The sequence below is a fragment of the Streptomyces sp. NPDC104831 genome (assembly GCF_055583025.1).
In genome coordinates this window covers 1-13,183 of sequence record NZ_JBVJOT010000023.1, presented here as the reverse complement: position 1 = coordinate 13,183, position 13,183 = coordinate 1, and the positions used below count along the sequence as shown (strand labels likewise).

The 13,183-nt window shown below is 71.2% G+C and carries 11 protein-coding genes; 5 read left to right on the top strand and 6 right to left on the bottom strand.

Going from position 1 to position 13,183, the window contains the following annotated elements; translation table 11 throughout:
• Positions 1 to 149: 149 nt before the first annotated feature.
• The 3 genes from ACZ63H_RS17400 (at position 150) to ACZ63H_RS17390 (ending at position 3,251) form a co-directional block, all read left to right on the top strand.
• On the top strand, positions 150 to 728 hold the full coding sequence (locus ACZ63H_RS17400; protein ID WP_469865859.1) for a TerD family protein: 579 nt from the start codon (positions 150 to 152) through the stop codon (positions 726 to 728).
• A gap of 269 nt (positions 729 to 997) precedes the next feature.
• Positions 998 to 1,987 carry a TerC family protein gene (locus tag ACZ63H_RS17395; RefSeq protein WP_469865857.1) on the top strand — a complete coding sequence of 330 codons (990 nt, stop codon included), beginning with the start codon at positions 998 to 1,000 and terminating at the stop codon, positions 1,985 to 1,987.
• 163 nt (positions 1,988 to 2,150) lie between these two features.
• Positions 2,151 to 3,251 (top strand): calcium:cation antiporter, encoded by a 1,101-nt coding sequence (locus tag ACZ63H_RS17390; protein ID WP_469865855.1) that lies wholly within the window; start codon positions 2,151 to 2,153, stop codon positions 3,249 to 3,251.
• 27 nt (positions 3,252 to 3,278) lie between these two features.
• Here the strand turns inward: ACZ63H_RS17390 and ACZ63H_RS17385 are convergent, their stop codons facing one another.
• Positions 3,279 to 4,550, bottom strand: a complete 1,272-nt coding sequence (locus ACZ63H_RS17385) for an MFS transporter (RefSeq protein WP_469866018.1) — start codon at positions 4,548 to 4,550, stop codon at positions 3,279 to 3,281.
• A 208-nt stretch (positions 4,551 to 4,758) separates the two neighbouring features.
• Here ACZ63H_RS17385 and aroQ point away from each other — a divergent pair, with 208 nt between their 5' ends.
• Entirely contained in the window at positions 4,759 to 5,232 is a 474-nt protein-coding gene (gene aroQ, locus ACZ63H_RS17380; protein WP_469865853.1) for a type II 3-dehydroquinate dehydratase, read from the top strand.
• A 69-nt stretch (positions 5,233 to 5,301) separates the two neighbouring features.
• Here aroQ and ACZ63H_RS17375 read toward each other — a convergent pair whose 3' ends face one another.
• The 5 genes from ACZ63H_RS17375 to ACZ63H_RS17355 all read right to left on the bottom strand — a co-directional run bounded on the left by ACZ63H_RS17375 (position 5,302) and on the right by ACZ63H_RS17355 (position 9,775).
• Positions 5,302 to 6,069, bottom strand: coding sequence for an amino acid ABC transporter ATP-binding protein (locus ACZ63H_RS17375; protein WP_469865851.1), 768 nt, complete (start codon positions 6,067 to 6,069; stop codon positions 5,302 to 5,304).
• Positions 6,070 to 6,094: 25 nt separating this feature from the next.
• Positions 6,095 to 7,021 carry an amino acid ABC transporter permease gene (locus ACZ63H_RS17370; protein ID WP_469865849.1) on the bottom strand — a complete coding sequence of 309 codons (927 nt, stop codon included), beginning with the start codon at positions 7,019 to 7,021 and terminating at the stop codon, positions 6,095 to 6,097.
• Complete coding sequence (locus ACZ63H_RS17365; protein WP_469865847.1) at positions 7,018 to 7,902, bottom strand: ABC transporter substrate-binding protein; 885 nt, start codon at positions 7,900 to 7,902, stop codon at positions 7,018 to 7,020. The genes ACZ63H_RS17370 and ACZ63H_RS17365 overlap by 4 nt, the downstream gene beginning before the upstream one ends.
• 405 nt (positions 7,903 to 8,307) lie before the next feature.
• On the bottom strand, positions 8,308 to 8,964 hold the full coding sequence (locus ACZ63H_RS17360) for an MBL fold metallo-hydrolase (protein WP_467934504.1): 657 nt from the start codon (positions 8,962 to 8,964) through the stop codon (positions 8,308 to 8,310).
• Between the two features lie 124 nt (positions 8,965 to 9,088).
• Complete coding sequence (locus ACZ63H_RS17355; protein ID WP_469865845.1) at positions 9,089 to 9,775, bottom strand: maleylpyruvate isomerase family mycothiol-dependent enzyme; 687 nt, start codon at positions 9,773 to 9,775, stop codon at positions 9,089 to 9,091.
• 224 nt (positions 9,776 to 9,999) lie between these two features.
• Here ACZ63H_RS17355 and uvrA point away from each other — a divergent pair, with 224 nt between their 5' ends.
• Positions 10,000 to 13,050 carry an excinuclease ABC subunit UvrA gene (gene uvrA, locus ACZ63H_RS17350; protein ID WP_469865843.1) on the top strand — a complete coding sequence of 1,017 codons (3,051 nt, stop codon included), beginning with the start codon at positions 10,000 to 10,002 and terminating at the stop codon, positions 13,048 to 13,050.
• Positions 13,051 to 13,183: the final 133 nt, after the last annotated feature.

Below are 13,183 nucleotides of genomic sequence, written 5' to 3'. Positions count from 1 at the left end.
CTCGGCATTTGTGTGTCAAGTGTTGCAACACCGACACAAAGCGCGAGCCGGGGTCGGCGGTGCCGGCAGCCCCTGCGTAGGGTTCTGGACAACCGCGTCGCGCGACGGCTCGGCGCGGCAGCAGGGGACTGTCGAGAGGGGATTGAGCCGTGTCGGTCAACTTGTCCAAGGGTCAGGCCATCAGCCTGGAGAAGAACGACGGGGCCTCGCTGAGCGCGGTCCGCATGGGGCTCGGCTGGCAGGCGGCCAAGCGGCGCGGCCTGTTCGGCTCCCGCACCCGCGAGATCGACCTGGACGCCTCGGCGGTCCTCTTCGCCGGCCAGGAGCCGCAGGACGTCGTCTTCTTCCGCCACCTGGTGAGTGACGACGGTTCGGTGCGCCACACCGGCGACAACCTCGTCGGCGGCGCCGGCCAGGGCGGCGACGACGAGGCGATCCTGGTGGACCTCCAGCGTGTCCCGGCCCGCATCGACCAGATCGTCTTCACGGTGAACTCCTTCACCGGCCAGACCTTCCAGGAGGTGCAGAACGCGTTCTGCCGCCTCGTGGACGAGACCACCGGCCAGGAACTCGCCCGCTACACCCTGGCCGGCGGCGGCGACCACACCGCCCAGATCATGGCCAAGGTGCACCGGGCGGGATCCGGCTGGACGATGACCGCCCTCGGTGCCCCGGCCGACGGCCGCACCTTCCAGGACCTGCTGCCGGCGATCCGCACGCACCTCTGAGCACGGCGGCCGGTTAGCCCACCGGACCCGTGCCAAGCACTGGTAAAGCGGCACTGACCTGCTGACTTGGGATTTACTTTACTTATCTCTTTACTGTTCCTTGGTGGTTGGGGTACTGTCTTCCGTACGGAGGGGAGTACTCCCTTGCTGCGGCGCACCCGTCAATACGGACCGGTTCGAGTCCCGGGGCGCCGGCCCTTCACGGGCGGAAGAGACCTCCGGCAGCGACAACGCTGATGTGTTCACCGTCACGCAATGCCGGAGGTGCAGTGGAAGTCTCCATGGGCCTGTGGGTCCTCACCATCGTGGGTCTCGCCGCTCTGATCGCGGTCGACTTCTTCATCGGTCGAAAGCCGCATGAGGTGTCGGTCAGGGAGGCGGGCGTCTGGACGGTCGTCTGGATCACCCTGGCCGGCCTCTTCGGCCTCGGCCTCCTCGTCTTCGGCGGCGGCCGGCCGGCCGGCGAGTTCTTCGCCGGCTTCATCACCGAGAAGTCGCTGAGCGTCGACAACCTCTTCGTCTTCGTCCTCATCATGGCGAAGTTCGCGGTGCCCACCCGGTACCAGCAGCGCGTCCTGCTCGTCGGCGTCCTCATAGCCCTGGTCCTGCGGGCCGTCTTCATCGCCGCCGGGGCCGCGATCATCACCAGCTTCTCCTGGGTGTTCTACCTCTTCGGAGCCTTCCTGATCTGGACCGCCTGGAAGCTCATCCAGGAGGCCCGCGGGGAGGAGCACGACGAGGAGTACGAGGAGAGCAAGCTGCTGAAGGCCGTGGAGCGCAGGTTCGGCGTGGCCGACCGGTACCACGACACCAAGCTGTGGATCCGGCAGAACGGCAAGCGCGTCATGACGCCGATGCTGGTCGTGATGCTGGCCATCGGCACCACGGACGTGCTCTTCGCCCTGGACTCCATCCCCGCGATCTTCGGCCTGACCCAGGACCCGTACATCGTCTTCACCGCCAACGCCTTCGCCCTGATGGGTCTGCGCCAGCTCTACTTCCTCATCGGCGGACTGCTCAAGAAGCTGGTCCACCTGTCGTACGGGCTGTCGATCATCCTCGGCTTCATCGGCGTCAAGCTGGTGCTGCACGCCCTGCACGAGTCCGGTGTCCACGTCCCCGAGATCAGCATCCCGGTCTCGCTCGGTGTGATCTGCGTGGTCCTCGCCGTCACCACGGTCACCAGTCTCCTCGCCACCAGGAAGCAGGCGGCGCACACCGGCGACGAGGAGTCCCGGAAGGACCCCGTCGACGTGTGACGGCGCCTTCACCCCCTGGCGGGGGCCCGGTTCCACCGGCGCCGGGCCCCCGCACCGGCGGCACTCGGCGCGCCGGGTGTCACCGGGTCCCGCACCGGAAAGGACGAGAAGGATCCGAAAAGAACGGAATGCGAATCCTGTATGCCTCTGCGACCATCACCGCATGATCACTCGGCTCCGGTCGCTCACCCGTCAATGGACGATCCTCGTTCCGGTGCTCGCGGTCGTCCTGCTGGCCCTCACCTGGGGACGGGGCTTGCCCGGCCCCGTCGTCGCCCTGGTGACCGTGATCCTCGCCGGTTCCGTCCTGGCGGCGGTGCACCACGCCGAGGTGGTCGCCCACCGGGTCGGCGAGCCCTTCGGCTCCCTGGTGCTCGCCATCGCCGTCACGATCATCGAGGTCGCCCTGATCGTCACCCTCATGGCCGACGGCGGCGACAAGAGTTCGACGCTGGCGCGGGACACCGTCTTCGCCGCGGTGATGATCACCTGCAACGGCATCGTCGGAATCAGTCTGCTCGTCGCCTCCCTGCGACACGGCACGGCCCTCTTCAACCCCGAGGGCACCGGCGCGGCCCTGGCGACCGTGGCGACGCTGGCGACGCTCAGCCTGGTGCTGCCGACCTTCACCACCAGCAAGCCCGGCCCCGAGTTCTCCACCGTCCAGCTGACCTTCGCCGCGCTGTCGTCACTGATCCTCTACGGCCTGTTCGTGACCACCCAGACCGTGCGGCACCGTGACTACTTCCTGCCCGTGACCCGGCAGGGCGCGGCCGTCAGCGGCGACGACCATGCGGCGCCCCCGTCCGCGCGCACCGCCTGGTTCAGCCTGGGCCTGCTCGGCCTGGCCCTGGTGGGCGTGGTCGGCCTGGCCAAGGGCGTCTCGCCCACGATCGAGTCGGGCGTGGCGGCGGCCGGACTGCCGCACGCGGTGGTCGGCGTGATCATCGCCCTGCTCGTCCTGCTGCCCGAGACGATCGCCGCGCTGCGCGCAGCCCGCCGGGACCGGGTGCAGACCAGCCTCAACCTCGCGCTCGGCTCCGCGATGGCCAGCATCGGCCTGACCATTCCGGCCGTGGCCCTCGCCTCCGTCTGGCTGTCCGGGCCGCTCGTCCTCGGCCTCGGCCCGACCCACATGCTGATGCTCGCGCTGACGGTGGTGGTCAGCTCCCTGACCGTGGTGCCCGGCCGGGCCACCCCGCTCCAGGGCGGCGTCCACCTGGTGCTCTTCGCGGCGTACCTGGAGCTGGCGGTCAACCCCTAGCCGGCGGCGCGTGCACGGCGCGTCCGGTCAGCCCGTGACCGGTTCCGCCGCCGCCACGGGCACCGGACGCGTCTCCGGCAGCAGCGCGAAGCACACCATGCTGACCAGCGCGATCCCCGTCAGATACGCGCCCACGCCCCACGGCACCGGCCCGCCCCGCTCCGCGAGCGCCGTGGCCACGATCGGGGTGAGGGCGCCGCCGAGGACCCCGCCGAGGTTGTAGCCCACGGCGGCGCCCGTGCAGCGCACCCGCGGCTCGTACAGCTCCGGCAGATAGGCGGCGATCACCGCGAACGCGGTGACGAAGGAGAGCAGGGCGCCCAGGATGCCGAGGAACATCAGCAGCGGCTCGCCGGTCGCCAGCAGCGCGACCATCGGAAGCATCCACAGCGCGGAGGCCGCGCACCCCGCCAGGCACATCGGCCGGCGTCCGAACCGGTCGGCGACCAGCGCCACGAGCGGCACCAGCGCGCCCTGCACGAGCACCGCGCCCATCACACACGTCAGCATGACCGTGCGGCTCACCCCGAGCCGTTCCGTCGCATAGGACAGCGACCAGGTCGTCACCGCGTAGAACACCGCGTAGCCCACCGCGAGCGCCCCGGCCGTCAGCAGTACCAGCCGCCCGTGCTGCCGGACGACCTCGAAGAACGGCACGCGCGCGTGATCGTCGATCTCCAGGAAGCGGGGGCTCTCCGCGAGGGACGAGCGCAGCCACAGACCGGCCAGCGCCAGCGCCCCGGCCGCCCAGAACGGCACGCGCCAGCCCCAGCGCGCGAACTCCGCGTCGGACAGCGCCGCCGACAGCGCGAGCACCACTCCGTTGGCCAGCCCGAACCCGAGCGCCGGGCCCACCTGCGGGAAGCTCGACCACAGGGCGCGCCGCCCGGCCGGGGCGTGTTCGGCGGTCAGCAGCACCGCCCCGCCCCACTCCCCGCCGAGCCCCAGCCCCTGCAGGAAGCGCAGCACGAGGAGCAGGACGGGCGCGGCGACGCCGATGGCGCCGTAGGACGGCACACAGCCGACCGCGACCGTGGCGAAGCCGGTCAGCAGCAGCGAGCCGACGAGCACCGGCCGCCGTCCGCGCCGGTCCCCGAGGTGCCCGAACAGCACCGACCCCAGCGGCCTGGCGATGAACCCCACCCCGAACGTCCCGAAGGCCGCCAGCGTGCCCGCCAGGGGCGAGAACGTGGGGAAGAACAGCGGCCCGAGCACCAGGGCCGCCGCCGTGCCGTAGACGAAGAAGTCGTAGAACTCGATCGCCGTCCCGGCGAGCGAGGCGGCGGCGAGCCGCGGCATGGACGGCCTGTTGACAGTCTGTACATCACGCATGATGGGTCAACTACCCACCGTGATCACGAGTTACGGGGGCGTGCGGAAGTGATCACGCGGCCCGGATGCGCGCCGTGGAGACCGGCGCGCACGGCCGGCCGCCCACCCGGAACGGCGTGATAGACCGGGGTGAGCAGCGGCCGCAAGGCGCCGCCACCGACGGACCGGAGGAACCGTGCCCCGCACCCTGGCCAACGCCCCGATCATGATCCTCAACGGGCCCAACCTGAACCTGCTCGGCCAGCGCCAGCCCGAGATCTACGGCACGGAGACACTGGCCGACGTGGAGGCGCTGTGCGCAAAGGCGGCGGCCGCGTACGGCGGCACGGTGGACGCCCGGCAGTCCAACCACGAGGGCCGGCTGGTCGACTGGATCCACGAGGCCCGGCTCGGCCACTGCGGGATCGTCATCAACCCCGGCGCCTACTCGCACACATCGGTCGCCATCCTCGACGCGCTCAACGCCTGCGACGGCATGCCCGTGCTGGAGGTGCACATCTCCAACATCCACCAGCGCGAGCCGTTCCGGCACCACTCCTACGTCTCGCAGCGCGCCGACGGCGTCATCGCCGGCTGCGGGGTGCAGGGCTACGTGTTCGGCGTGGAGCGCGTCGCGGCGCTGCTCGGGGCGGCGCGGGCGGACGCGTGACCCACGCGCGGGGGAGCACCGCGCGCGGCCGCCGGGCGGGTCGCCGCCGACGTGACCCCGCGCGCGGGACTACAGCCGGCCCGCCTCCACGATCCGGCGCAAGAAGCGCCGGGTGCGCTCGTGCCGCGGCTCGCCGAAGACCTGCTCGGCGCCGCCGCGCTCCAGCACCACGCCGCCGTCCAGGAAGCACACCTGGTCGGCGACGTCCCGCGCGAACCCCATCTCGTGCGTCGCCAGCACCATGGTCATGCCCTGCTCCTTCAGCCCGCGGACGACGTCCAGCACCTCGCCCACCAGTTCCGGGTCGAGCGCGGCCGTGATCTCGTCCAGCAGCAACAGCCGGGGCCGCACCGCGAGGGCCCGCACGATCGCCACCCGCTGCTGCTGGCCGCCGCTGAGCCGGTCCGGGTAGGCATCCGCCTTCCCGGCGAGCCCCAGGCGCTCCAGCAGTTCCCTGGCCCGCTCCTCGGCCTCCGCGCGGGCCACCCCGTGCACCCGGCGCGGCGCGAGCGTGATGTTGTCGAGCACGCTCATGTGCGGAAACAGGTTGTACGCCTGGAAGACGACCCCGATCCGGCGCCGTACCGCGTCCTGGTCCACCCGGGGGTCGGTGATCTCCTCGCCGTCCAGCCAGATCGCGCCGTCGTCGATCTCCTCCAGCAGGTTGGCACAGCGCAGCAGCGTCGACTTGCCCGAGCCGGAGGCGCCGATCAGCGCGGTCACCGTGTGGGGCGCGACCTCCAGATCGACGTCCCGCAGGACGACCGAGTCGCCGAAGGTCTTGCGGACCGACTCCATCCGCAGGACGGGCGCGTCGCCGGCGGGCGTGTTCTCCATGCTCACAGCGATCCTCTCCGGGGGCTCACAGGGACCCTCCCTGCGCGCGCCGCCGGTCGGTCCGGGCCGTCACCCAGTCGGTGAACCGGGTCATCGGAATGGTCAGCGCGACGAACGCCAGCCCCGCGACGATGTACGGCGTGTAGTTCAGACTGCGGCCCACGATGATGTCGGCCGCCCGTACGGCGTCCACCGCGCCGCCGATGGAGACCAGGCCGGTGTCCTTCTGCAGCGAGACCAGGTCGTTGAGCAGCGGCGGCACCTGGCGGCGCACCGCCTGCGGCAGGACGACGTGGCGCAGGGCCTGCCGGTTGGTCAGGCCCAGCGAGCGGGCCGCCGCGCGCTGCGAGGGGTGGACGGACTCGATGCCGGCCCGGAACACCTCCGCCACGTACGCGGAGTAGGTCAGCGTCAGCGCCGTGCCGCCGAGCAGCACCGGGTCGACCGTCACGCCCTGCAGCCGCAGCGCCGGCACGCCCAGGACGACGATCATCAGGTTGATGATCAGCGGCAGGCCGCGGAAGAAGTCGGTGTACGCCGCCGCCAGCACCCGCAGCGGGAAGAACACCGGGCCGCGAAGGGTCCGCGCGACGGCGATCAGCATGCCGAGGACCAGGACGGCGACGCCGCAGACCAGCAGCAGCCGGAGGTTCAGCCACAGCCCTTCGAGGATCTTCGGGAACGCCTCGCGCGCGTAGTGCGCGCTGAAGAACGTCTCCTTGGTGCGCGGCCAGCCGGGGGCGCTGACGACGACCAGGTAGAGCAGCGCGGCCGTGACCAGGGTCGACAGGGCCGCGATCGCCGTGGCGCGGCGGGCCCGCGCGCGGCGGTGGCGTTCCCGCGCCAGGCGCCGTTCGGAGGGCGCGTAGCCGTCGTCGTGGGGGCCGGCGGCGGCCCGGTCACCGGCGTCGTCCGCCCCCTCCCGGGCCGGCTCGCCCTTGACGACCGTCACTTGAGCACCGGGGCGTCGACGGCGTCGGAGAGCCACTGTCGCTCGATCCGGGCCAGCGTGCCGTCCTTGCGCAGGGCGTCGACGGCGGCGGTCACGCACGGGGTCAGCGCGCTGCCCTTGTCCAGGACGAGCCCGAACCGCTCGGGCGTGCCGCCCTGGTGCTCGAACTGGCCGACGATCCTCGCGTTCGTGACCTCGGCCCCGGTGATGTAGAAGGCCGTCGGCAGGTCGGTCACGATGGCGTCCACCTGACCGTTCTTCAGGGCGGACTTGGCCTGGTCGTTCTTGCCGAAGACGGCCGGCTGCCCAGTCGGTTTCACCAGGTCGGTGATGTAGTCGAGGCTCGTGGTGCCCACCTGGGCGCCCAGCTTGAGCTTCCGCAGGTCGGCGATGCCCGTCGCCCGCGCCGCCTTGCCGCCCTTCAGGGCGATGACGGCCTGCCGCACGTCGTAGTAGCCGGAGGAGAAGTCCACGGCCTTCTTGCGCTCGTCGCTGATCGACACCTGGTTGATGTCGAAGTCGAAGCTCTTCACCCCCGGCGCGAACGCCTTGTTGAACGGGACGCTCTGCCACACGACCGCGTTCTTGCCGTAACCGAGCCGCTCGGCCACGGCATAGGCGACCGCCGACTCGAATCCCTTGCCGCTGGCGGGCTTGTCGTCCTTGAACCAGGGTTCGTACGCCGGTTCGTCCGTCGCGATGGTCAGCTTCCCGGACGTCTTCGTGGCGAGCCCGCCCTTGGCGCAGCTCTTCGCGGCCGGCCCGGACGGGGCGGTGGACGCCTTCTCCTCGGGCTGCGGCGCACAGCCGACAGCGGTGGCGAGCAGGGCTACGGTGGCGGCGACGACCGCGCTGCGCAGGGTGCGAGGGGCAGGATGCATGGCGGGAGAGTGGCAGCGAACGCCGCATCTGTCCAGGTCACAGCGGTAGTTGTCCGCATAGTGGGAACGGGTGTTGCGGCTGTGTGAACGGGCCGCCGCACCTCACGCGCGCGTGGGCGATGCCTGGGCCGCCGGCCGAGGGCGGTGGGTTGGAGACCGGCGGCCCTGCCCCGCAGGCGCTGTCGTCCTGCGCGGGCTGCTACCAGTTGACTGCGCGGAGCCGTTCTCCGGGAGTACGCACGGGGGCTCGGTACGTGCGAACGCATCACACAGGGCGCGTACGGGGGTGGTGCGCGCCGGGAGCAGGCGTGGTGCGAGGTGTGCGCCCGGCGCGCGTACGGCCTGTGCGCCGGAGCGCGGCTGCCTCCGGCGACGTGTTCGTCTGACCGCGGCGCCCGCCCCCGCTCACCACCCGCGCGCGTGCCACTCCGGCAGATGCGGCCGCTCCGCGCCCAGCGTCGTGTCGTTGCCGTGCCCCGGGTAGACCCACGTCTCGTCCGCCAGCACGTCGAAGAGCTTGGTCTCCACGTCGTGGATCAGGCTGGCGAACGCCTTCGGGTCCTTGTGCGTGTTGCCGACGCCGCCGGGGAAGAGGCAGTCGCCGGTGAAGACGTGCGGGTGGCCGTGCGGGTCGTCGTAGACCAGCGCGATCGAACCGGGCGTGTGCCCGACCAGGTGGCGCGCGGTCAGCTCCACCCGGCCCACCGTGATCACGTCGCCGTCGTCGACGAGGACGTCGGTGGGCACGGGGATGCCGGCGGCGTCGTCGCGCCCGGCGTACGTGCGCGCGCCCGTGGCCGCGACGACCTCGGCGAGGGCCTGCCAGTGATCCCCGTGCCGGTGGGTGGTGACGACGGACGCGATGCCGTCGTCACCGATCATGCCGAGGAGCGTCGGCGCCTCGTTGGCGGCGTCGATCAGGAGCTGCTCGTCGGTGGCCCGGCAGCGCAGCAGGTAGGCGTTGTTGTCCATCGGGCCGACCGCGATCTTGGTGATCATCAGGTCTTTCAGCTCGTGCACATCCGCCGGTCCGCCGACCTTGACCTCTCCGGTGTACGTCATGTCGGCAGCCTATAGCGGGACGGCCCCCGCGCACGCCCGCCCGGGACGGGCCCGCGGACGGCCGCGGCCCGCGGTCCGGTGACCGGGGCGGGGCAGCCTTCGGCGGCTCCCCGCGGGCCGGTGCCTAGAGCGGGGGCAGCTTCGGCAGCTCCCCGCCGTCCACCTCCAGCGCCGCGCCGTCGCGTCGGCCGGCGAGCCAGCCCAGCAGGTCCGCCGGCCGGCCGGTGACCGTGATCCCGGGCACGCCGGCCTCGCGTCCGGTGGTCCACACGCGCGTGCCGTCCGTGAGGCGGGTCGCCGGGACGTCCGGGTTCCCGGAGAACCGGTCCGCGAGGAAGCCGGTCTCCCGCTCCAGGAACTCGGCCGGCAGGTCCTCCAGCTCGTACCCGGTCCCGAGGTCCACGTGGTGCAGCTCCACCTCCGCCCACCGGCGCAGCGGCACCCGCGCCGCGGAGTCGGTGACGCCGTTGCGCAGCTCGACCGTGCGCGTCCAGTCCGCGGGCGCGGCCCCGGCGTCCTGGAAGCGGGCCGCGCTCTCCCGGACGTCGGCGACCTGCACGTCCAGCGGACGCGGGGCGCCCCGCTCGATGTCGGTGTCCCGCGCCTCGGCGCTCGCGTACATGGGACGGCCCTGAAGGACGTTCACGAGCGCGTCCGCGTTCCGGGCGAGGTGGGCGAGGACGTGCCCGCGGCTCCAGCCCGGAAGCCGTGACGGCTCGGCGAGCGCGGCGTTGTCCAGTGCGGCGAGCGCGGTGAGCAGCCGATCGGTCGCCTCACGTACACAGGCCAGGTCATGAGCGTGATCCATCATGGCGCCGACCCTAGCCCGGCCACACGTTCGGGTGAAGGTGACCAACCTCGCCCGCAAATCGAATGTACGTGCTATATCGTCGGTGGCGGCGTCGGGCATGCTTGATGGCCGGGGGTTGTTATGCAACCGGGCAATCCGACCGACGTTGTCAGTGGCTCCCCCTAGTCTGAAGAAGCACGGGGGCCCCGCCCCTGTCACTTCTCCCAAGAAAGGTGCGGACCGGCGTGGCCGACCGTCTCATCGTCCGTGGCGCGCGCGAGCACAATCTCAAGAATGTCTCGCTCGACCTGCCTCGTGACTCGCTCATCGTCTTCACGGGCCTGTCCGGGTCGGGCAAGTCCTCCCTGGCCTTCGACACGATCTTCGCGGAGGGCCAGCGTCGTTACGTGGAGTCGCTCTCCTCGTACGCACGGCAGTTCCTCGGGCAGATGGACAAGCCCGACGTCGACTTCATCGAGGGCCTCTCCCCGGCCGTCTCCATCGACCAGAAGTCCACCTCGCGCAACCCCCGCTCGACGGTCGGCACCATCACCGAGGTGTACGACTACCTGCGTCTGCTCTTCGCGCGCATCGGCAAGCCGCACTGTCCCGAGTGCAGCCGCCCGATCTCGCGCCAGTCGCCGCAGGCCATCGTGGACAAGGTCCTGGAGCTGCCCGAGGGGAGCCGTTTCCAGGTGCTCTCCCCGCTGGTGCGCGAGCGCAAGGGCGAGTTCGTCGACCTCTTCGCCGACCTGCAGACCAAGGGCTACTCCCGCGCGCGGGTGGACGGCCAGACCGTCCAGCTGTCCGAACCGCCGGCCCTGAAGAAGCAGGAGAAGCACACCATCGAGGTGGTCGTGGACCGCCTCACGGTGAAGGACTCCGCCAAGCGGCGCCTCACCGACTCCGTGGAGACGGCCCTCGGCCTGTCCGGCGGCATGGTCGTGCTCGACTTCGTGGACCTCCCCGAGGACGACCCCGAGCGCGAGCGCATGTACTCGGAGCACCTGTACTGCCCGTACGACGACCTGTCCTTCGAGGAACTGGAGCCCCGCTCCTTCTCCTTCAACTCGCCCTTCGGCGCCTGCCCCGAGTGCACCGGCATCGGCACGCGCATGGAGGTCGACCCCGAGCTGATCGTCCCGGACCCGGACAAGTCCCTGGACGAGGGCGCCATCCACCCCTGGTCGCACGGCCACACCAAGGACTACTTCGGCCGTCTGATCGGTGCCCTCGCGGACGCCCTCGGCTTCCGCACGGACATCCCCTTCGCGGGCCTGCCGCAGCGTGCCAAGAAGGCCCTGCTCCACGGCCACAAGACCCAGATCGAGGTGCGCTACCGCAACCGGTACGGCCGGGAGCGGGTCTACACCACGCCGTTCGAGGGCGCGCTGCCCTTCGTCAAGCGCCGGCACAGCGAGGCCGAGAGCGACGCCAGCCGCGAGCGCTTCGAGGGCTACATGCGCGAGGTGCCCTGCCCCTCCTGCGAGGGCACGCGCCTGAAGCCGATCGTCCTCGCGGTCACGATCATGGGCAAGTCGATCGCCGAGGTCTCCGCCATGTCGATCAGCGACTGCGCGGACTTCCTGGGCGAACTGAAGCTGAGCGCCCGCGACAAGAAGATCGCCGAGCGGGTCCTGAAGGAGGTCAACGAGCGGCTGCGCTTCCTGGTCGACGTCGGCCTGGACTACCTCTCGCTCAACCGCGCGGCCGGCACCCTCTCCGGTGGCGAGGCCCAGCGCATCCGCCTGGCCACCCAGATCGGCTCCGGCCTCGTCGGTGTCCTGTACGTCCTGGACGAGCCGTCCATCGGCCTGCACCAGCGGGACAACCACCGGCTGATCGAGACCCTGGTCCGGCTGCGCGACATGGGCAACACGCTCATCGTCGTGGAGCACGACGAGGACACGATCAAGGTCGCCGACTGGATCGTGGACATCGGCCCCGGCGCCGGCGAGCACGGCGGCAAGGTGGTGCACAGCGGCTCCGTGAAGGAACTGCTCGACAACGCCGAGTCGCAGACCGGCGCGTACCTCTCGGGCCGCAAGGCGATCCCGCTCCCGGACGTGCGCCGCCCGCGCGACCTGTCGCGGCAGCTCACCGTGCACGGCGCCCGCGAGAACAACCTGCGGGACATCGACGTGTCCTTCCCGCTGGGCGTGTTCACGGCCGTCACCGGCGTCTCCGGTTCCGGCAAGTCCACGCTGGTCAACGACATCCTGTACACGCACCTGGCCCGCGAGCTGAACGGCGCCCGGGCCGTCCCCGGACGGCACACCCGTGTCGACGGCGACGACCTGGTGGACAAGGTGGTGCACGTCGACCAGTCGCCGATCGGCCGGACCCCGCGGTCCAACCCGGCGACGTACACCGGCGTCTTCGACCACATCCGCAAGCTGTTCGCCGAGACCACCGAGGCGAAGGTCCGGGGCTACCTGCCCGGCCGCTTCTCCTTCAACGTCAAGGGCGGCCGCTGCGAGAACTGCTCGGGCGACGGCACGATCAAGATCGAGATGAACTTCCTCCCGGACGTCTACGTCCCGTGCGAGGTCTGCCACGGTGCCCGGTACAACCGGGAGACCCTGGAGGTCCACTACAAGGGCAAGTCCATCGCCGAGGTCCTGAACATGCCGATCGAGGAGGCCATGCACTTCTTCGAGGCGGTCCCGGCGATCTCCCGCCACCTGAGGACGCTGAACGACGTCGGTCTCGGCTACGTCCGCCTCGGTCAGTCCGCCACCACCCTCTCCGGTGGTGAGGCACAGCGCGTCAAGCTCGCCAGCGAACTGCAGAAGCGGTCCACCGGGCGCACGGTCTACGTCCTGGACGAGCCGACCACCGGTCTGCACTTCGAGGACATCAGCAAGCTGCTCAAGGTCCTCGGCGGACTGGTCGACAAGGGCAACACGGTCATCGTCATCGAGCACAACCTCGACGTGATCAAGACCGCCGACTGGCTCGTGGACATGGGCCCCGAGGGCGGCGCCGGAGGCGGCCTGGTGGTCGCCGAGGGCACGCCGGAGGAGGTCGCCGGGGTCCCGGCGAGCCACACGGGCAAGTTCCTGCGGGAGATCCTCGGAGCCGACCGCGTCAGCGACGCCCAGCAGGTCGAGGCGCAGCGCGGCGGCACGACGCGGAAGACGGCCGCGGCCAAGTCCCCGGCCAGGAAGACGGTGACGGCCAAGGCCGACGGCGCCCCCGCCAAGTCCGGGGCCAGGAGCGCCACGACCAAGAAGGCCGCGGCCACGAAGAAGGCGACGCCCGCGAAGAAGACCACGCGGACCCGCAGCTCCTGACCCGGCCGCCCCCCCAGGACGGTCAGGGCGGCCCGGCCCGGCCGGCCTGACGCCCCGTCACGGAACCGGGGGGGGGGGGGGGGGGGGCGGGGGGGGGGGGGGGTGCCTCCCCCCACACCGGGTCGGGGGGTAT

Excerpts from the sequence above, each read along its gene's own strand:
- ACZ63H_RS17375 (WP_469865851.1), bottom strand. The coding sequence starts at position 6,069 with ATGGAGAACACGCCCGCCGGCGACGCGCCCGTCCTGCGGATGGAGTCG.
- ACZ63H_RS17385 (WP_469866018.1), bottom strand. The coding sequence starts at position 4,550 with ATGCCGCGGCTCGCCGCCGCCTCGCTCGCCGGGACGGCGATCGAGTTC.
- ACZ63H_RS17365 (WP_469865847.1), bottom strand. The coding sequence starts at position 7,902 with ATGCATCCTGCCCCTCGCACCCTGCGCAGCGCGGTCGTCGCCGCCACC.
- ACZ63H_RS17355 (WP_469865845.1), bottom strand. The coding sequence starts at position 9,775 with ATGATGGATCACGCTCATGACCTGGCCTGTGTACGTGAGGCGACCGAT.
- ACZ63H_RS17360 (WP_467934504.1), bottom strand. The coding sequence starts at position 8,964 with ATGACGTACACCGGAGAGGTCAAGGTCGGCGGACCGGCGGATGTGCAC.
- ACZ63H_RS17390 (WP_469865855.1), top strand. The coding sequence starts at position 2,151 with ATGATCACTCGGCTCCGGTCGCTCACCCGTCAATGGACGATCCTCGTT.